17 protein-coding genes are annotated in these 20,135 nt (G+C 52.7%); 16 read left to right on the plus strand and 1 reads right to left on the minus strand.

What is annotated here, in order from left to right; genetic code table 11:
- Positions 1 to 79 precede the first annotated feature (79 nt).
- From J2T14_RS15870 to J2T14_RS15900, 7 genes are all read left to right on the plus strand, one after another.
- Positions 80 to 1,036: a carbohydrate ABC transporter permease gene (locus J2T14_RS15870; protein WP_307472272.1), complete on the plus strand. Its 957-nt coding sequence runs from the start codon at positions 80 to 82 to the stop codon at positions 1,034 to 1,036.
- 160 nt (positions 1,037 to 1,196) lie between these two features.
- Positions 1,197 to 2,030 carry a carbohydrate ABC transporter permease gene (locus J2T14_RS15875; protein WP_307472275.1) on the plus strand — a complete coding sequence of 278 codons (834 nt, stop codon included), beginning with the start codon at positions 1,197 to 1,199 and terminating at the stop codon, positions 2,028 to 2,030.
- Between the two features lie 23 nt (positions 2,031 to 2,053).
- Positions 2,054 to 3,847: a glycoside hydrolase family 66 protein gene (locus J2T14_RS15880; protein ID WP_307472277.1), complete on the plus strand. Its 1,794-nt coding sequence runs from the start codon at positions 2,054 to 2,056 to the stop codon at positions 3,845 to 3,847.
- A gap of 121 nt (positions 3,848 to 3,968) precedes the next feature.
- Positions 3,969 to 5,738 carry a sensor histidine kinase gene (locus J2T14_RS15885; protein WP_307472279.1) on the plus strand — a complete coding sequence of 590 codons (1,770 nt, stop codon included), beginning with the start codon at positions 3,969 to 3,971 and terminating at the stop codon, positions 5,736 to 5,738.
- Between the two features lie 20 nt (positions 5,739 to 5,758).
- Positions 5,759 to 7,333, plus strand: a complete 1,575-nt coding sequence (locus J2T14_RS15890; protein ID WP_307472281.1) for a response regulator — start codon at positions 5,759 to 5,761, stop codon at positions 7,331 to 7,333.
- A gap of 21 nt (positions 7,334 to 7,354) precedes the next feature.
- Positions 7,355 to 8,626 (plus strand): extracellular solute-binding protein, encoded by a 1,272-nt coding sequence (locus tag J2T14_RS15895; protein WP_307472283.1) that lies wholly within the window; start codon positions 7,355 to 7,357, stop codon positions 8,624 to 8,626.
- Between the two features lie 84 nt (positions 8,627 to 8,710).
- A complete protein-coding gene (locus tag J2T14_RS15900) occupies positions 8,711 to 9,130 on the plus strand; it encodes a DUF6843 domain-containing protein (RefSeq protein ID WP_307472285.1) in 420 nt (139 codons plus the stop codon).
- 332 nt (positions 9,131 to 9,462) lie between these two features.
- Here J2T14_RS15900 and J2T14_RS15905 read toward each other — a convergent pair whose 3' ends face one another.
- Positions 9,463 to 10,338 (minus strand): helix-turn-helix transcriptional regulator, encoded by an 876-nt coding sequence (locus tag J2T14_RS15905; protein ID WP_307472287.1) that lies wholly within the window; start codon positions 10,336 to 10,338, stop codon positions 9,463 to 9,465.
- Between the two features lie 139 nt (positions 10,339 to 10,477).
- Here J2T14_RS15905 and J2T14_RS15910 point away from each other — a divergent pair, with 139 nt between their 5' ends.
- From J2T14_RS15910 to J2T14_RS15950, 9 genes are all read left to right on the plus strand, one after another.
- Complete coding sequence (locus tag J2T14_RS15910; protein ID WP_307472288.1) at positions 10,478 to 12,451, plus strand: glycoside hydrolase family 127 protein; 1,974 nt, start codon at positions 10,478 to 10,480, stop codon at positions 12,449 to 12,451.
- 227 nt (positions 12,452 to 12,678) lie between these two features.
- The gene (gene kduI, locus J2T14_RS15915; protein WP_307200660.1) at positions 12,679 to 13,509 is read left to right on the plus strand and encodes a 5-dehydro-4-deoxy-D-glucuronate isomerase; all 831 of its coding nucleotides are present in this window, start codon (positions 12,679 to 12,681) and stop codon (positions 13,507 to 13,509) included.
- 30 nt (positions 13,510 to 13,539) lie between these two features.
- Entirely contained in the window at positions 13,540 to 14,334 is a 795-nt protein-coding gene (locus J2T14_RS15920; protein ID WP_307200657.1) for a DeoR/GlpR family DNA-binding transcription regulator, read from the plus strand.
- Positions 14,335 to 14,338: 4 nt separating this feature from the next.
- On the plus strand, positions 14,339 to 15,094 hold the full coding sequence (kduD, locus tag J2T14_RS15925) for a 2-dehydro-3-deoxy-D-gluconate 5-dehydrogenase KduD (protein ID WP_307472290.1): 756 nt from the start codon (positions 14,339 to 14,341) through the stop codon (positions 15,092 to 15,094).
- Positions 15,095 to 15,229: 135 nt separating this feature from the next.
- A complete protein-coding gene (locus J2T14_RS15930; protein WP_307200653.1) occupies positions 15,230 to 16,291 on the plus strand; it encodes an endonuclease/exonuclease/phosphatase family protein in 1,062 nt (353 codons plus the stop codon).
- Positions 16,292 to 16,514: 223 nt separating this feature from the next.
- On the plus strand, positions 16,515 to 16,874 hold the full coding sequence (locus J2T14_RS15935; RefSeq protein WP_307200651.1) for a MarR family transcriptional regulator: 360 nt from the start codon (positions 16,515 to 16,517) through the stop codon (positions 16,872 to 16,874).
- Positions 16,871 to 17,833: a lysylphosphatidylglycerol synthase transmembrane domain-containing protein gene (locus J2T14_RS15940; protein ID WP_307472291.1), complete on the plus strand. Its 963-nt coding sequence runs from the start codon at positions 16,871 to 16,873 to the stop codon at positions 17,831 to 17,833. The genes J2T14_RS15935 and J2T14_RS15940 overlap by 4 nt, the downstream gene beginning before the upstream one ends.
- Entirely contained in the window at positions 17,833 to 19,302 is a 1,470-nt protein-coding gene (locus tag J2T14_RS15945) for an alkaline phosphatase family protein (RefSeq protein WP_307472293.1), read from the plus strand. The genes J2T14_RS15940 and J2T14_RS15945 overlap by 1 nt, the downstream gene beginning before the upstream one ends.
- Positions 19,303 to 19,349: 47 nt before the next feature.
- Positions 19,350 to 20,117 carry a glycosyltransferase family 2 protein gene (locus J2T14_RS15950; protein WP_307472296.1) on the plus strand — a complete coding sequence of 256 codons (768 nt, stop codon included), beginning with the start codon at positions 19,350 to 19,352 and terminating at the stop codon, positions 20,115 to 20,117.
- Positions 20,118 to 20,135 lie beyond the last annotated feature (18 nt).

A 20,135-nucleotide genomic window follows, 5' to 3' on the forward strand; every position in this document is an offset into this window, starting at 1 on the left:
ACGCATCTTCAGAGGCCTTCTTCTTTCTAATAGGATGGAAGAGGGCCTCCCAATTGAACGAGAAGGAAGGAGTTTCATCATGTCTATTCCAATGACGGGACAACCGGTGCCAGGGCATAATCCTACAGGCTTGCGGATCAAGAAAGGCTTGAAGCAATGGATGATGGTGCTGCCGTTCATCTTTCTGGGCGTCGCGGGCACGGCTGTATTCGTCATCTACCCGATGATCCGGAACATCCTGATCAGCTTCCAAGATTACAGCATCATGCCGGGTGCGGACAATCCGTATGTCGGATTCGATAATTATGTATCGGCATTTACCGATCCGAACAATAAAGTGATGATGGCGATCCGCAATACGTTTCTGAACGTCGCGGTGACCGTGCCGATCAACTGGCTGCTCGCGATCGTGTTCGCCGTTCTCATCAACCTTCATTTTGTGAAGCAAAAAATCGTCTTCCGGACGATCTACTATTTGCCGATCATCACGTCTTGGATCGTCGTCGCGTTTCTGTTCCGCTTCCTGTTCGCGGGCGGGGAATACGGCCTGATCAACTTCATTTTTTACAAGCAGCTCGGTATCTGGGGCGAACCGATCAACTTCCTCTCCAACTATTGGTCGGCGATGATCGTCATTTGGCTGTTCCATATTTGGAAAACGGTCGGCTGGGGCGTCGTCATTTATTTGGCTGCGCTGCAAGGCATTTCGAAGGAATATTACGAGGCAGCCGCCATTGACGGGGCAAGCGGTTCGAAGCAGTTCTGGGGCATTACCGTACCGATGCTGGGACCGGTAACGGCGTTCGTCGTGATCAACCTGATCAACGGCGCATTCAACTTTTTCCCGCAGGTGTACTTTATTACGAGGGGCGGGCCGATGGATCAGACCCAGACGCTGCCGAGTCTCATGTACTTGCAAGCGTTCAAGAACTTTAACTTCGGTTATGCATCCGCAGTAGCCGTCATGATGGGGATCGCAGTCTTCTTTCTGACGTATACCCAGATGAAAAAATTCGGCAACCAGCGGTTTTTGTAAAATATAAGACTTTATAAGTTTCACACGGATAAACGGACTTATATTTCATCCGCGAAACGTTAGCTTACTCCGCCAAAGGACGGCACAGAACCGAGCTGCTTAAAGACGCAGGTAACGGTTCGTGCGTAGAGCTAGCCGTTTACGCTTGGGAGGGATAACAATGAAGACAAAATGGCATATTCAACTGCTTGTATACGCGATTATCATCTTAGGCGCTTTGGCCTTCCTGTTTCCCTTCGTATATATGATTATGACGAGCTTCATCAAGGGGGCGTACTCGCTGCCGCGGCCGAAGGAAGTGTTCTCGGTCGTTCCGGACTTGTACAACTACAAGCTGGTCTGGAGCAAAAATAACTTCGCGCGTTACTTCCTGAACAGCTCGCTCGTTACGATCGTCTCGATGGCCGGCAGTCTGTTCCTCGGCTGCTTGACGGCATACGGATTCGCCAGATTTACGTTTCCCGGCAAGGAGTTTCTGTTCCGCACGTTCCTGCTGACGATGATGATTCCGGGCGTCATCAACATTATCCCGCAGTTCTTGATCATCAAATCGCTTCACCTCATTAATACCTATTGGGGGCTATGGCTCATCTATATCGGCGGAGGCGTCGTCGGCAGCACTTTCTTCCTGCGAGGTTTCTTCCAGAGCATACCGAAGGAATACGAGGAATCGGTGCTCATCGACGGCGGGGGCAACTGGCGTATCTTCTGGAACATTTATTTGCCGCAGTCGATGCCGGCTATCGCAACGCTGGCCGTTCTCTCGTTTCAGGGGACATGGGAGGAATATTTCACGGCGCTCGTTATTATCAAGGACGAGGCGATGCGCACGCTGCCGATTGCGCTCCTCATGTTCAACGACAAATATGCGACGAACTACTCTTGGATTTTCGCAGCTTCGATCATTGCGCTCATCCCGACCGTGCTGCTGTATATCATTTTCCAGAAGCGGTTCGTGCAGGGCGGTTTCAACGAAGGCGGCGTGAAAGGCTAATCGAATAGAACAGGAGACAATGAATGAACTCGAATCGTCTGAAAATAAAGTCATTATCCCTGCTGCTTGCAGGCTGCGTTGCCGCATTATCGGCGGCGGGCTGCAGCGGAGTGCAGAAGCTGAAGGCAGAAACGGTAGAGAGTCAAGGCCTCATGGCAAAGCTGTCGACCGATAAAGCCGCATACCGACCAGGGGATAAAGTTTCGTTCACCCTCGATGTTAATCAAGACCAGCCGGGTTCGAAGATCATCGTTCAATATCGCCATCTCGGCGAGCAGGTCGGCAGACAGGAAGTGAAGCTGGAGGGCAAGAAAGCCGCTTGGAGCTGGACGCCTCCGAAGGAGGACGGCAAAGGCTACATGGCCGAGGTGTTTCTGACGAAAAAAGGCAAGCCGGTCGATCATCTCAACGTTGCGGTCGACGTTTCCTCCGATTGGAGCAAGTTCCCGCGTTACGGCTACTTGGCGGATTTCCACGCAATGACGTCGGATGAACAGGCTGGCGTTATCGAACGCCTTAACCGGTTCCATATTAACGGCATCCAATTCTACGACTGGCAATACAAGCATCACGAGCCGCTGAAGATGGACGAAGGGGAGCCTGCCGCGGAGTGGCCGGATATTGCGAATCGTCCCGTTGCTTACGACACGGTTAAAGGTTATATCGACCTTGCTCATGACCGAAACATGAAGGCGATGAACTATAATTTGCTGTTCGGCGCCTATGAGGGAGCCGAAGCGGATGGCGTAAAGCCGGAATGGGGCTTGTTCCGCGATCCGTCGCAAACGAATCAGGATAAGCATCCGCTGCCGGATAGCTGGGCCAGCGATATTATGCTTTATGATCCTGCGAATGCGGGGTGGCAGACGTATTTGATCGACAAGGAGATCGAAGTGTTCAAGCATCTTAGCTTCGATGGTTGGCATGTCGACCAGCTCGGCGACCGCGGCGCGTTATGGAACGGCAAGGGCGAATCCGCCAAGCTCTCCGAAGGTTATGTTTCCTTCTTGAAAGCGGCCAAGGAGAAGCTGGACGTCGATTACGTCATGAACGCGGTCGGTCAGTACGGGCAAGCTTTCCTTGCCACGCAGGCGCCGCTTGCATTTCTGTATACGGAAGTATGGGACGCTCATCCGAAGTATGCGAATCTGAAGGACATCATCGATCAGAACGGCAAGTATAGCAAGGGCAAGCTGAATACGGTGCTCGCCGCGTACATGAATTATGATTTGGCCGACTCGGCCGGACAGTTCAATACGCCGGGCGTGCTGCTTACCGACGCCGTTATTTTCGCGGCGGGCGGCTCGCATCTGGAGCTCGGCGAAAACATGCTGGCGAAGGAATATTTTCCGAATCGGAACCTGACGATTCCCGAAGAGCTGGAAGAGCAGCTTGTCCGCTATTACGATTTTCTCGTTGCTTATCAGAACGTCCTACGAGACGGACTCGAGGAGTCGGGCCTAACCGCGAAAGGGTCTGGCGAGGATGAGGTATCGGCAACGCCTGCGCTTAATAAGGTTTGGTCGTTCGCCAAGAAGAAGGGGGAGAGCGACATCGTTCATTTTATTAATTTTACCGATGCGACAACGCTCGATTGGCGGGATAACGAGGGCAAGCAAACAATGCCGGAAGAACGCAAGGATATGGAGGTTGCCATCCCTACCGAGGAGCAGGTTGAAAGCATTCGGTTCGCCTCGCCCGACTACTATAACGGATCGACGGTGGAGCTGTTGTTCGAGCAGAAGGACGGCGTCGCGACGTTCAAGCTTCCGGGTTTGAAGGTTTGGAATATGGTGACGGTGAGCTACAAGCAATAATTTGGTCATAGAAATGCCAAAGCGATAACGGGAGAGTCCGCAGCGCTTTGGTTTTTCTCTTTTAAACAACGGTGAATGAGGTAAACTAGACTTATCTCGAATAGTTAGGGTGGACTTAAGTATGCTGCGCTTCGAACGAATAAGAAACCGTTATGCTTCCAAAGTGATTATCGCCTTTTTGTTCATTATATTGATCCCTACTACGCTGTCGGGATTTTCGTTCTATCTGGAATCTACCGCTCTCGTCAAAAAAAACGTAAGGGCTTCCACGGTGCAGCTTACGAAGCAGACGGCAGACGCTTTGTCGACGATGATTAACGCCGGCAGCGATACATCCGACCTGATCTATGGCGACTTGCAGGTTCAGCATGCGGCCATGCACTACAAGACGAGCTCGCTTAGCGAGCAAGTCGAAATGTCGCAATCGATCAATACGATGCTTCGAAATATCGCCTACTCCAGCTCCTTCGTCAAGATCGTTTATATTTTGAAGGAGAGCGGCGTCGGCTGGGGGAGCGGCACGTTCTCCATGTCGAAGCTGAAGAAGGCGGATCTTGCCGAGCTCGATTGGGTAGAGAAGTCCAAGGAGGAGGACGGCAGACTGGTCTGGCAGCCGCTTCGCCAAGACCCTTTCAGCGGCGGCGGCGAGAATACGGAGCTTGTGCTGCCGGTCAGTCGCGTGCTGAAGGACTTCGACACGCTTTCGCAGATCGGTCTGCTCGTCGTCAATATGAATGGCCGATCGGCCATTCATACGATTCGCCAAGTGCAGCTCGGAGAGACCGGGCGGTATACGGTCGTCGATTCGAAGGGCGTCGTCATGATCGACGCCGATTTGACGCGAATAGGCAAGCCGGTTCAGGAGCATGGTCTATATGAGCTGATCGTCGGTAACGACGCGGTCGAATTCGAATTTTCGAATGAAGGCGTTCCTTACTACGGGGTCAAGCAAAGGCTGAGCAACGACTGGTTGCTCGTTGGCACGGTGCCGACTGTGGAGATTACGGGAGCGCTGGATAAGCTGCATACGCGCATCCTGATTACATCCGCTTGCTTCGCGCTTATGGCCGTCCTTATTGGATTATTGATTGCCAAGAAAGTGACGAAGCCGATTAAGCAGCTGACATTGGAGATGCGGCGCGTGCAGCAGGGCGATCTGAAGGTACGGACCGAGGTGAAGACATCCGACGAGATCGGCTTAATGAGCAAGCATTTCAACAAGATGCTCGATGAGATCGAGCAGTTGATGGAGCGAGTCGAAACCGAGCAGAAGGAGAAGCTGGAGGCGGAAGTGCGAGCGGTGACTTACCGGATTCATCCGCATTTTCTATATAACACGTTAAGTACGCTGCGGTGGCTTATCCGTTCGGGCGAGCGGGAGCGCGCCGATCAAGGGCTGGCTGCGCTGACACGGCTGCTGCAGGCGAATATGGGCAAAGACGGGCAAATGATTGCGCTTGAGGAAGAGCTGGAGATTATCCGAAAATATTTGGTCATTCTCGAGATGCGCTACGAGCATAGTTACGAGCTGAATTGCCAGATCGAGCCGGAGCTTCTGGAGCTTCGAATACCGCGCATGCTGCTGCAGCCTCTCATCGAGAACGCCGTATTCCACGGCTTCGTCCCGCTTAATCGCGGCGGACATATATCGGTCGACGTTTATGGGCGATATCGGGAAGTGCATATCATCGTGAAGGATGATGGGGCTGGAATGGAACAGGAGCAGCTCAAGCGAATGAATGCCCGGCAAGGCATGGAACATTTGGGTATCGGTTTGCGGCATATCCATGATTCGTTGCGGCTGTATTATGGACCGGCATCGGGCCTTTCTATCGCAAGCGCGTCAGGAGTCGGGACAGCGATTCATATTACGTTGCGGCTTCAAAACTAGCGGCTGGAGGGGGATGGAAAATGCAGGATCATGTGTTAATCGTGGACGATGAGCCGATCATTCGCAACGGTCTGAAGAGCTTCATCGATTGGGGCAAGCTAGGGCTCGTGCTGGAGGGCGATTGCGCGAACGGCAAGGAAGCGCTCGCCGCGTTCGGCAAGGCGAGGATCGATATTCTTATTACGGATATTAAGATGCCGGTCATGGACGGGCTGGAGCTGACCCGGCAAGCGCTGGCAATCAATCCGAATGTCAAAATCATTCTCATCAGTAGCTATAATGAATTCGAATATGTGCGCGAGGGTATGAAGCAAGGGGCGATCGATTATTTGCTCAAGCCGACGCTCGAGGCAGATGAGCTGATTGCCGTATTGCTAAGGTGCAAGGAGCTGCTAGCGCGTGGTCGCAAGCAGGCCGCATTTCAACAGCAGATTATGCTCCAGACCGCCCTGCTCGATCGCAAACGGCTGGAGCAGGACGTCATTCGTTCGCTCGTATCGGGCGACCCCGGTGTACGTTTCTCCGATTTATTCGGCATGGATATGGATGCTGGCCCTTACGTATGCGCCTATGTAACGGCCGACGGGCTGACCGAATGGCAAGAAACGTACGGGAACCTGCATATTGGCATGATGTACGAGGATATGCAGACGTTATTTTACGATTGGTCCAAGAGAGGCTGCGCGCCGATATTGAGCGGGGAAGGACTGCTGCTTATTTATCCCGATGCGCATAAGCATGATCGGGATGCCGAAGCTGGGCATTCGCTTGCCGGCTTCCAAGAGCTCGTAGCCGGCGAGCTATCGGTATCGGTTACGTTCGGCTACTGCTTGACTATGGGGACGGAATGGCTGGAGTCTGGCATGAGCAGAAGCCGCTCCGCTGCCGAGCGACGGTTCTACGAAGGGACGGGCCGCATCTACGCATGGAATGAAGCCGAGGCGAAGGCGCATGCCGACCGGCATCCGGAGATCGAAGAGCAGAGCCGGCATGCGCTGCAAGAACTGCTGCGTTCTGACCATAGTCCAGCTGCCATTATCGACAGCTTCATTATGCGATGGAGGACAGAAAGACCGTCGCCCGAGCTGGTGCGAAGACAATCTTATGAGCTGCTGACTGCCTTCTCATATAGGAACGGCGACGCCAAAACGTTATTCGACTTCCGCGAGCTTGTGAGGCGATGCGATACGATCAGCCAGCTTGAAGCTGCTATTCGAAGCTTGGCCGAGGAGATGGAGCAGCCGAATCGGTTGCGTCTCGCGGACAAAGGGCATAGCGCGCAATTGATCGCGAAGGCGATTGAATATATTAAGCTCCATTATCGCGAGGAGCTAACGTTGCAAGACGTTGCCGATTCGATTCATGTAAGCAAGAGCTATTTGTCCAATCTGTTCAAGAAACAGTCCGGTCACAACTTTATCGATTACGTCATCGATCTTCGGCTGCATGAAGCGAAGCGTCTGCTTACGCAGGACGAGATTAAGATATACGAGGTTGCCGAGCGATCGGGTTTCAACGACGTTAAATATTTCAGCAAGCTGTTCAAAAAGATGACTCAGATGACGCCAGTTGAATATCGCGACAAGCACCAGTAATCGGCGACGGGAGTGATTGAAATGGAAGTTAAACGAAGGATGACATTCACGCTAATCGTTATGCCTCTGCTGCTAATCTTCGCTTCCGGCTGCGGGCAGCAGTCGATTATAACGGACAAGAGCGGCGTAGCGAGGCTGAATGACAATAAAGTGTATGAAATCGAGTTCTGGCATACGTATAGCGACGCGGAGACGCAAATATTGGAGGATCAATTGATTCCGGCATTCGAGGAGACGTACCCCGATATACGCGTCCATCCCGTTCGTCAAGCGAATGATGCCGAGCTGAAGTATACGCTCATATCCAAGGCTTCCGCGGGCCGCGCGCCGGATGTCGTACGGATGGATATTGCTTGGATACCGGAGTTCTCCCAGAGCGGGCTGCTGCTTCCGCTTAGCGACAACCCTGATTACGATGAAGTCATGTCCACGCTCCAGATCAATACGGGGTCGGCCGGTTACTATGAGGGCCGGCATTACTCGCTGCCGGTTAATATGAACACGAAAGTTGCCATCTATAACCGCTTGCTGCTGAAAGAGGCAGGCATGACCGAGCCGCCGGCAACCTTCGCGGAAGTCATCGAGCTTGCGCGAAAGCAGCGGCTTAAGATCGGCATCGGCGGTCTCGAAGCGTGGAAGAGTTTGCCTTACATCTATGCGCTAGGCGGGAAAATGACGAGCGACGACTATAAGAAAGCGACCGGTTACTTAAACGGCGACAATACGATTAAAGCGGTTGAGCAGCTTGTGTCTCTATATAACGAGGAGCTTATCGACAGCAACGTCATTAGCGGAGGCGCCGATAATTGGGAGGGCGTGAAGACAGGGAGTATATTGGTAACGGATGAAGGGCCGTGGTTTTATAGCGTTTTCCAAGGGAAAGAGCTGAAGCGGGCCGTCGATTCTACCGTTGCTGTCCCTTTCCCGCCCGATTACGGTCCTGCCTCGATACTTGGCGGCGAGGATCTGGTTATTATGCAAGGAGCGGAGCATCCGTCGCAAGCTTGGGCATTCATGAGGTGGATGGTTCGCGAGGATTCGCAGATCGCGATGTCGAAGACGGGGCTCATTCCGACGAATAAGGAAGCGAAGGAGATCAAAGCTCAAGACGATTCTTTCATTCCGCCGTTTACGCAAGCGCTCGATCATACGTTTCTGCGACCGCCGGTCAAGCATTGGGGCAAGATCGACCAAATATATCTGAAGTATATGACCCGGATTTTCCAAGGCGAGCTGTCCCCACGGGAGGGCCTGACCTTAGCATCTGAGCAGATTGATAAGTGGCTGGAATGATCGGATAACCGATAAGTACTATGAAAGTTAGAACTGCTCAATCAAGTGCTCCTGCCCTATGATGAATGGGAAAGGAGCGGTTTCATGGAAAGACTACTGTTTGCCATTCTGTTCATTGCCATCGCGATGGGATGCACGTCCAAATACAATAGAGGCACGTACGATCTATATTTAATTCCCGAAGGGTACGAAGGCACGATCCGCGTGATCTACAACGTGAAGAACGCGCCTCTGCTCGAGCGGGAAGGGAAGTACGACGTTATTCCGGTTAAGGGCAACGGGAAATATGAAACGTCGACCCCGATGTACGATTACGGCGAGGTGATTGACCGGTATTATTACGTGGATGAGAAAGGAAATCGTACGGAGCTCGATCCGATGTGCGTCAGCGTACTGGGGACGGGAGGGACCGACAATGCCCAAGGCGAAACCCATCACACGTTAATCGAAGTGACGCATTCGAAATGCGGCAAAGACTTTGGGCTTTGGGGTTCACGAAAATAATAACTGGAATTTGTACCATTAATCGGATCCGAAAAACGGTTGTTTGAGACAATAGAGCAATTACTCCCGTTAATTCCGGAACGGACTCCCCTGAAACCGTTCTGTCTTTTTGCGTATAATGGATTTCTGCAGGATAGAAGACACCTTTCAAGCATACTCGTCTGCTATAATGGATTCTCGCACTAACTTTGATCTTGAATGGACATTCTAGGAGGATTCAACGGAAAGTTAATGCACATATCCAGCATAGGCTCGTAACGATACCTAAATTGGCATAGGTTACTGCAAGAATCCAACATAGGCTTTGATATAGAGAACTTGGCGAGTCGTCGTCAAGTCGTATACTGCTTTCGGAACTTGGTCGGCGCCATGCCGATCTTGTCGGTGAAGCAGTTGGAGAAATACGGAGTATTCTCGAAGCCGACGTAAAACGATATTTCTGCGATAGGCCACTCCGTCTTGATGAGCAATAGCTTCGCCTGTTCCAGCCTATACTTGGTCACATAGTCCATCGGCGTCATCCCGTACACCTGCTTCATGCAGCGAGTAATGTAGTTGTAGTGGAAATTAAGCGCCTCGGTCATCGTTTTGCTCGTGATTTCCGATCGGTAATTGTTCTTAATATAGGCTTCCGCCTTCTCCGCGAGCGTGACGGCCGGGCTCGTATACGTATCGTCCTGGCGCAGGTCCATCAAGCGAAGAAGTTCCTCGAAGTGCTGCTGACTCGTCCAGAAAGCGCTCGATTGGCGCTGGCTGCCCGATTGATTCAGTCCACGGAGAAGCTGGTAGGTCGTCTCCGGGTTCGGCAGCTTCCATTGCTTCTGCAGGTGAAGGGAGTAAGGCGATGTATGATATTTTGTAAAATGATCCTCATGATTCAAGCTCGCGTACTCCTCTGCCGACTGCTGCCATTCTCCGACAGGCAGGAAATGAATCCAGTAAAAGCAGGTCGTCTCCTCGCAGGGCTTCACCGAATAATGATAGCGATCGGGGAGCAGCAGAAGCGTCTCTCCGGCCGTCAACGCCCATCTCGTTTCCTCTTCCCCTATATGCAAACTGCCCGACTCTACGATAATAAGATCGAACAAGCCTAGCTGCTGGCGGTTCGGATGCTGTCCGCCCGGCTCATAGATCGTCATGCCGCTCTCCAGAAAATACGGAAGCGGAGGGGCTGCAAAGTATACATGCTCAGTCGCCCGGTTCATCATCGTGAATGGCCTCCTTGTTTAGTGTGATATTTTATAAGAATTAAGTTTGATCTTGTTATATTTATGTTTCATTGTAGCGCATACAATAGGAATCAGCAGCACAAAAATTAATAACTTCACGGGAGAGGTGCGGGTACGAATGGGACAAGCTGTGAATATGAGCAAGGCAAGACCGGCTTCGCTTCAAGACGTTCAAATAAAAGACGATTTCTGGAGCTATTATATCGATCTGGTGCGCGACGTGGTCGTTCCGTATCAATGGGATGCGTTGAACGATCGAATCGATAGCGCGGAGCCGAGCCATGCGATCGCGAACTTCAAGATTGCGGCCGGAGAAGCGGAAGGCAGCTTCCATGGCATGGTGTTCCAGGATAGCGACGTGGCGAAGTGGCTGGAGGCAGTCGGCTACTTGCTGCATACGAGGAAAGATCCGGCGCTTGAGCAGATTGCCGACGATGTTATAGATACGATTGCGAAGGCGCAGCATGCGGACGGTTACCTGAATACGTATTATACCCTTCAAGAGCCGGGCAAGAAGTGGACGAACTTGGCGGAATGCCACGAGTTGTATTGCGCGGGCCATATGATCGAAGCGGGCGTCGCCTATTACAAAGGAACGGGCAAGCGCAAGCTGCTCGATGTCGTATGCAAGATGGCGGACGATATCGCGGTCGTATTCGGCGATGGGCCGGGCCAGATTGCCGGTTACGACGGCCATCAGGAGATCGAGCTTGCGCTCGTGAAGCTGTACGAAGTAACGGGTGATAGCAAGTATTTGGAGCTTAGCCGTTATTTCATCGATAAGCGCGGGCAGAAGCCTAGCTTCTTCGAGGCCGAGGCGGAAGCGCGAGGCTGGACGTCGCATTGGCATAAGGGACGCATACATCTCGATGATGCTTATTTCCAAGCGCATCTGCCCGTACGCGAGCAAGATGCAGCGATCGGCCATGCGGTCAGAGTCGTGTATATGCTGACGGGTATGGCGGATGTGGCGCGCGAGACGGGCGATCAATCGTTGATCGACGCTTGCCGCAAGCTTTGGGACAATATCGTCTCCAAGCAAATGTACGTAACGGGCGGCATCGGCTCGATGGCGCAGGGCGAGGCGTTCTCGTTCGATTACGACCTGCCAAACGATACGGTATATTCGGAGACTTGCGCCGCAATCGGACTAATCTTCTTCGCACATCGGATGCTGCAGATCGAACCGGACAGCCGTTATGCGGACGTACTGGAGCGCGCGCTCTATAATACCGTTATCGCCGGCATGTCACGCGACGGCAAACATTTCTTCTATGTTAACCCGCTCGAAGTGACGCCGGAGGTATGCGACGGGCGCAACAAAAACTACAACCATATCAAGCCGGTTCGTCAGGAATGGTTCGGCTGCGCTTGCTGCCCGCCGAACATTGCTCGCCTGCTTGCATCGCTCGGTGAATATACGTATGCGGTCAAAGGCTCGACGATCTACTCGCATTTGTATATCGGCGGCGAAGCGAACCTGCAGGTTGAAGGAGCAAACGTACAGCTTACTCAGAAATCCAGTATGCCATGGTCGGGCAACGTCATCTATGAATTGAAGCTGGATGCCCCGTCCAAGCTCGCGCTGGCGCTGCGCCTTCCGGATTGGAGTGCTTCCGCGAAGATTACAGTTAACGGCAAGCCTTTTTCGTTCGAGGACAAGATCGAAGGCGGCTACGCGATCGTAGAGAGAACGTGGTCCTCCGGCGATGTCGTGGAGCTTGTGCTTGAAATGCCTGTTATGCGCGTAAGAAGCAATCCGCTTGTGAAGTACAACGCCGGCAAGGTTGCCTTGCAGCACGGGCCGCTAGTCTACTGCGTCGAGGAAGCCGACAACGGTGCAGGTCTAAGTTCGCTTATGCTGCCTGCCGATTCGGAGCTGCGCGTATCCTTCGATAAGCAGCTTGCCGGCGGTCTGCAGGTCATTTCAGCCAATGCGCTGAAGCTTGAGTACAAGCAATGGGGAACGCAGCTGTATCGCTCGGATGCTTCCGCCTATCTGGCGCCTGCCGAGGCGAAGTTCATTCCTTATTATGCTTGGGCGAACCGCGGCAAGGGCGAGATGGCGGTCTGGGTGAAGGAACGCGCGTAACGCAAAACAAACAAAGCATGCGTGCTTGAAATACTGTTAATGCGAACAGCCCTGCTCTCCGCCAACTTTGGTTTGGGAGAGCGGGGCTGTTTATTATATTCGAGGATGGTCAGCCGTTCTTATAGCCGCATCGAAGCAAACTTTCGAAAAGGTGCTTTTTATGTTCGTAAATGTGTGATATTATTTAAAACGAACAATAACATACCTAATAGGAGGCTTTTAAAACTATGGAAGTGCGCCATACTACGAACCCAACCGATGTGAAGCAATACGATACGGAACGTCTGCGCCAGGAGTTTTTGATTGAGAGCTTGTTCGAGCAGGATCAAATCAAAATGACTTATACTCACTATGACCGCATGGTCGTCGGCGGCGCAGTGCCGGTTACGAAAGCGCTCGAGCTGGAAGCGGCGGCTACGCTGAAAACCGAATATTTCCTCGAGCGCCGCGAGATCGGCTTCCTGAACATCGGCGGCCCGGCATCGATTTCCGTTGACGGCGAAACGTATGAGCTGAGCAAGCTTGAAGTGCTGTACGTCGGCAAAGGCAAGCGCCAAGTGCTTCTTTCCAGCCTTGATGCGGCCAACCCGGCTAAGCTGTACTTCTGCTCCGCGCTTGCGCACAAAGAAATCGCAACGCGCAAAATGACGGTAGAGGAAGCGAATCCTTCGAACCTCGGCTCGCAGGAAACTTCCAACGAACGCATCCTTTATAAATATATTCATGCAGACGGCATTCAAAGCTGCCAACTGATGCTGGGCGTTACGAGCTTGAAGACAGGAAGCGTGTGGAATACGATGCCTTCGCATGTTCACGACCGCCGTATGGAAGCTTACTTGTACTTCGACATGAACGACGACGCGCGCGTATTCCATATGATGGGCGAGCCTTCGCAAACGAGACATCTCGTTGTGGCGAACGAGCAAGCGATTATTTCTCCGCCATGGTCGATCCACTCCGGCGTAGGCACGAGCAACTATACGTTCTGCTGGTCGATGGCCGGCGAGAACTACACGTTCACGGATATGGACGCGGTACCTGCTAGCCAGTTAAAATAGTCGTACGGAATGATTTGGGAGGTACGCGCCATGCTAGCAGCAGAACGGCATCGTAAAATCATAGAAAAATTAGAGCGTAACGGCGCGGTCAAAGTATCCGAGCTAAGCGAGCAGTTCCAGGTAACGGAGAAGACGGTCCGCGAGGATCTGGAGAAGCTGGAGGAGAAGGGGCTGCTGAAGCGCACGCACGGCGGGGCGGTCATGGAGCAAAGCGGCGAAGACAGCCTGCTGCCGATCCAATACCCGAACAGCAAGCACCAATCCGAGAAGACGGCGATCGCGACGCTTGCGTTGACTTGCATCGAGCCCGAAGACATTATCGCTCTGGATGCCGGAAGCACGACGCTGGAACTCGCGAAGCTGCTCCCGAATATGCCCGTCACGGTATTGACGAACGATCTGCTTATTATCCGGGAGCTGATGGCGAAGGATCAGGTTCGCCTTGTCGTACCCGGCGGCTATCGCCATAACAATCTGCTCATCGGCGCAGAATCGCAGGAATGGATCAAGCGGCTTAATGTTCATAAGCTGTTTCTGTCGACGACCGGCATTCATATGGAGTACGGCTTGACAATCTTTACCGAGGAACTGACGAAGCTTAAAAAAATGTATATGGAAAACGCGAAGACCGTCTACTGTCTGGCCGATCACAGCAAATTCGATCGAGGGGCGCTCATTACGTACGCGGCTTTGGAAGACGTCGATATCATCATCACCGATGAAGGGATTGCTCCGGAGATCGAAGCGAAGTACGAGGCCTGCGGTTTGCGAATGATGAAAGCACCGGCAGCAGGGAACGGGAAACGCATTAAAGGGAAGGTGTGAGACGATGGGGTTGTTTGATTTAAGCGGCAAGACGGCTGTCGTAACGGGAGCGGGCCGCGGACTTGGGGAAGCGATTGCGCTTGGTCTGGCGCAAGCGGGCGCCGATATTGCGCTCGTGACAAACCGGACGCCTGCGGACAAGGCGGCGGAAGCGATTCGCGCGCTTGGCCGCAAAGCGATTACGATTCAGGTAGACGTTGCCGATCGGAGCAAGCTGCCGGGTATCGTGGAGCGGACGGTAGACGAGCTTGGCCGGATCGATATTTTGGTCAACAATGCGGGCATTATACGCCGCACGCCTGTGGCCGATCACAGCTACGCGGATTGGCAGGACGTGCTGGATGTCAATTTGAATTCGGTGTTCGCGCTTTGCCAGCTGGCGGGCAACCGCATGATCGAGCAAGGATCGGGCAAAATCATCAATATCGCTTCGATGCTTTCCTTCCAAGGCGGCATTAACGTGCCGGGCTACACGTCGAGCAAGCATGCGGTTGCGGGACTAACGAAGGCGCTTGCGAGCGAATGGGCGGCCAAGGGCTTGCAAGTGAATGCCATTGCGCCGGGCTACATGAGCACGGACAACACGGAAGCGCTTCGCGAAGATCCGGTTCGCAGCGCGCAAATTCTCGGCCGCATCCCGGCGGGCCGTTGGGGGACGTCCGAGGACTTGATCGGACCTGCGGTATTCCTCGCATCCGCCGCATCCGATTACATGAACGGCCATATTCTCGCCGTGGACGGCGGCTGGCTCGTTCGATAGGAAATATCCTATATTGCGCCTTCAGGCTTTAACGCCTGAAGGCTTTTTTTATTGCAAAGCTTCGATTGCCTAGATATGGATTGTGATTCATAATCGTAACTAACAGCACAAAGGGGATAAGGAGGAGAAAAAACGATGCTGCGGAAAACGTTAAAGTGGGTAGGATGGATTATTGCCGTACCGGTCGCGATTGCTGCATTGTTCCTTATTTATGTAACGGTGGTCGATTACAAGCCCGAATCTGAGTTAGAGCTTGAGGCAACCCACAACAGTAAGCAAGTGCTGAAGCAAGGCGATTCCGTAACGGCGACAACCTTCAACATCGGTTATGCGGGACTTGATCTGGGGCAAGATTTTTTCATGGACGGCGGCAAAACGTCGCGTTCGAGCAGCAAGAAGCAAACGGAAGCCAATCTGGCTGCTATCGCCGATTTTCTCGAAAAAGCGCAATCGGATTTCTTCTTGCTGCAGGAGGTCGATACAGGTTCATCCCGAAGCTATCAAATTGATGAAGCCGCCGAGTTGAGCGACAGCCTGCCTGACTATGACAGCACTTATGCGATCAATTATAAAGTACCATGGGTGCCTGTGCCCGTACTCGATCCGATGGGCAAGGTCAAAAGCGGTTTGATGACGTTATCTTCGTATCAGAGTGCATCGCATACGCGTTACGATCTTCCCGGCAAGGAAAGCTGGCCCGTGCAGCAAATGGAACTTGATCGCGCCTATATCGCAAGCCGGTTTCCTGTAGAGGGCGGCAGGGAGCTTGTGCTGATCAATCTGCATCTGTCCGCGTTCGACAAGGGCGGGGTCATTCGCAAGCAGCAGCTGGAGTTTTTGGACGGCTTCGTACGCAAGGAGTCAGACAAAGGCAATTATCTCATTGTTGGCGGCGACTGGAATCACTCGCTGCCGGGAACGAATCCCGATGCATTCGATTCCGAGCAGGAATGGCCGGAGTGGCTGCAGCCTTTTCCTGAAAGCTTCGGGCCAGAGGGGCTTCAATGGGCGAATGATCCGGCCACGCCGTCTGTAAGGACGCTGGACATTCCATATGAGTCGGGCATCAACTTCCTTGCCGTCATCGACGGCTTCCTCGTATCGCCGAACATCGAGATAATGAGCGTAAGCGGGCATGATCTCGGCTTCGCGAACAGCGATCATAACCCTGTGACGGGTCGATTTGTTTTGAAGTAACGAATATGCATGCAGCGAAGGAGCATCCGCGAGGATGCTTTTTTTCGTTTTTGTTTCGGGGAGATTGGTGATTTTGATGCCAGTAAAAATCTTTTTGGATTCACATCATTTTCTCATTTTCGTTCGCTATAATTGCAATTGAGTTCGGAATGATAATCATTATCAAAATCAATCAAGGATTATCGCGTCTCGTTAGCACCCTCATGAAGGAGGTAAGCAACTGTTGGCTCAGACCTCGTATAGGACCGGAAAGGAACCTCGCCAAGTCGGATTAAAGCTCCGTTCGCAGCGAAGCAAATACAGAATACTGCAATTGCTAAGCGAAAGAGAAACTGTCACGTCGAAGGAGCTTGCAGAACTTCTGGACATAACCGTACAAGAGGTGAACAAAGCGGCGCTAAGCTTGACCGCAAGCGGGTTAATCATGAGAGGCGAAGAGGACGGGCAATGCATGTCCATTACCGATAATGGAATTCGGGTCTGGGCGGAGGTCAAGCGTGAGGGGCAGCGGCGACTGGAACGATTCCCGGATCCGGATATTGCCGGAGAGCTTGAGCCGGTTAAGGATACGAGCACAGGATGATGGGAAAAGCATGTACCTGGTTAACCGGAATCGTTCTGCTTATCGTTTTTTGGCTCCTGAGCCGACAGCTTTTCGATTCTCATCAGCTGCTTGAGCGTTTGCGGGCGATACTCGTGCAGCCAGAATGGATCTTGTTCATGGTTGTCTCTTACTTGCTCTCATTCGTGCTAAAGGCTGAGGCTTGGCGGACGTATGCCGGGCGGGAGCACGGGATCGCTCTGTATCTCCACGGTATTTTTTACAGCTTGCTGATCAATCATCTGCTGCCGGTCAAGGCGGGCGATCTTGTCCGAACTGGGATATTGATGAAGAATGCCCGATTGAGATGGGATAACGCTCTTCATAGCGTCGTCATGATGCGACTGGCGGATATGCTTGTGCTAGGGTTGATATCGGCTATCGGCATGCTGTGGTTGGGGATGACGATGTCTTGGATTGCGGTTGCCGCTGCGTCTGCAGTGACGCTGGCTGCCGTTGCGGCCATACGATTTACTCCGATTCGTCGTCGGACATTCGTCCATCGGCACCTCGCACAGCTGAAGACGATCGTATTATCCCGGCGAGGCCCGTATATTCTAGCGCTCGTTGCTGCCAGTTGGATACTGGAAGCTGCCATTCTGTTCGGCATCGCTCGTATGGGAGACATGAGGCTGGATGCCGCCTCGTCCATTTGGGCGAACAGCATAACGATCGGAGGCCAGATCTTTCATGTTACGCCCGGAGGCATCGGAACCTATGAGAGCACGTTAAGCGGCTCTCTGGCTGTACTCGGGGTAGGCTGGGAAGAAGCCTATGCTACGGCACTGCTGGCTCATGCCTTCAAATTCGCATTTTCTTTCATGGTTGGCGCCTATTCATTGATCCGAATGCCAATCAGCCTGCGGGAAGCAAAAGAGTGGCTGCGAATGCCGCGGAGATCAATCCAACATACGAATTCTACGAGCGAGAGGACATTCTGATGAAACAAGCGTCACCATTTGAGATCGTTGCGGCAAGATGCTGGAATCTTTTGAACGAGGGCAAGCCGTTTACGCCGATTTTTACGCTTTCCGTATTTCTGCTTTACCGGTTAGATCAATGGACGGATAGCGGTTTTTGGGCTGCGGCCGGCCTTGGCCTTCTATGCATTCTGCCATTGCTCATGCTTTATTATCATTTTGATTTTCCATTGTTTCTGCGCAATTATTTGTGGTTCCCGGTCGTAGCTGCGCTGCTGTTGTGGCAGCCGGGAAACCTTTCGCTTTATGCGGCGGCAATCGGCTTGTACATGTTCTTTACTGTTTTCTTCTGGGGCACGTTCTATTATCGGATGCGTATCGGGACCTCATGGTGGAACTTTAGAAGGTTCTGGAAGCTGGTACTTAAGAACAGCGACTCGACGAGCGGCAATGCGCAGGAGCAACTGCCGAAGGTGATTCTTCTGCTGTTGCTATGGAACCACTTTTACGAGTTGTTCCCGCTTGGCAGCGAAAGGCGGTTTATGGGGGTCTTTGGTGAAGAATGGCTTATATTAGCCTGCTTCACGGCGTGTTTATGGCTGTACAGTTGGATTCTCCATCGCAACCTGTTTGATTGGAAGCCCAAAGAGACGGAATCGCTCACAAGCGAGCCAGAAAGAACGGGGAATGCCGTCAACGATAAAGTTATCGTGATCGTCATTGACGGCATGCGCAAGGAACGGTTCGAGGAGGCGGATGCGCCGTTTCTCAAGAAGCTGCGGCAGGAAGGAACCCAGTATACGCAGATGGAAACGGTCTATCCGGCGAGAACGGTCGTTTGTTTCTCATCGATGTTTACCGGGGCATATCCGAAGGAGCATGGCATTCGCTCCAATATGGTCTGGAAGCTAGGCATTCGGGTCGAGAGCATATTCGATTCCCTGCGGAAGGTCGGAAAGCGGGGGCGGCTGCTCGGGATCGCCCACCTCATCGACTCCATGGGCGACGATGTCGAAAGCGTAACGGCTGTCATGCACAACGACAGGGCTGATCGCAACATCATGGACCGCGCCAAAAAAATCATGGCCGAACAAAATCCGGATTTGTTCGTCGTGCAGATGATCGGAGTCGATCAGACGGGCCATAGCATGGGCGTGCTGTACGACGAATATTTACAAAAAATCGCCGAAGCCGATAGGCTGGTCGAGGAATTTGTGGAATGGCTCACTAGCAAAGGGATGATGGAAAATACGACGCTTGTCATTTGTGCCGATCATGGGCAAGCGGACGGCATCGGAGGGCATGGTCACTTGGACGAAGGCGAGCGGTTCGTCCCTTTCTTCCTTCATGGACCATCGATCAAGCAGGGCTGCCGAGTCGATGAGAGACACTCGCTTATTTCCATGGCGCCGACGCTTGCTTATTTGCTAGGCGCGCCTTATCCGAGCGCTAGTCGAGGCAAGGTGCTGACGGATGCGTTCAAGTCTTAATGCTGGGCCGAGATGTAAACCGAATGCTTAACGAAGAGAGGATTCCCATGAAATCAACCGGCAACAAGAAGCTTATCGTATTCATACCGGCGCATAACGAGGTTGGAAATATTGAGACCGTCATTAAGCGCGTACCTCGCAAATTCCATCCCGATTATGATGTGTTGGTCATCGTGATCGACGATGGGTCTACCGACCGAACGGCGGAAGCTGCCAAGGAAGCCGGCGCCGATTATGTATATTCCTTCGCTGCCAACAGGGGCTTGGGAGCCGCCGTAAGAGAAGGGCTTGCCCGCTGCTGCCTGCTTGGAGCCGATATCGGATTGATGATCGACGCGGACAATGAATATCCTCCGGAGCAAATTCCCGATGTCGCGGCTCCCATTATGAACGGCTTGGCGGACTACACATTCGGTTCACGCTTTAAAGGAAGCATTGCCGGAATGAGGGTGCATCGGCGGCTAGGCAACTACTTGTTCACGCTGCTCCAGTCTATCTTGCTCCGCAAATGGATTTATGACGGTCAGTCCGGCATGCGGGGCTTTTCAAGGGAGGCGATGGAGAGTGCGGAGATCATTCACGATTACAACTATGCCCAGGTGCTCACTTTAAATTTGCTTAGGAAGGGCTTCCGCCTTCAAGAGGTTCCCATCGCCTACAAGGTAAGGACGCAAGGGCAATCGTTCATCAAGTTCCGTCAATATGTAACCTCTGTCCTTCCGGCTATTTATCAAGAAATGAAGCGACCGGCGCTTCGCCGAGCTTCCCCTGCTCCAAGCAGGCATGCGCAGGAAACCTCGGTTTCGCAGGCCTAAGGCAGGCTGACGCTTCTT

This window comes from Paenibacillus harenae (assembly GCF_030812415.1).
Lineage (GTDB): Bacteria > Bacillota > Bacilli > Paenibacillales > Paenibacillaceae > Pristimantibacillus > Pristimantibacillus harenae_A.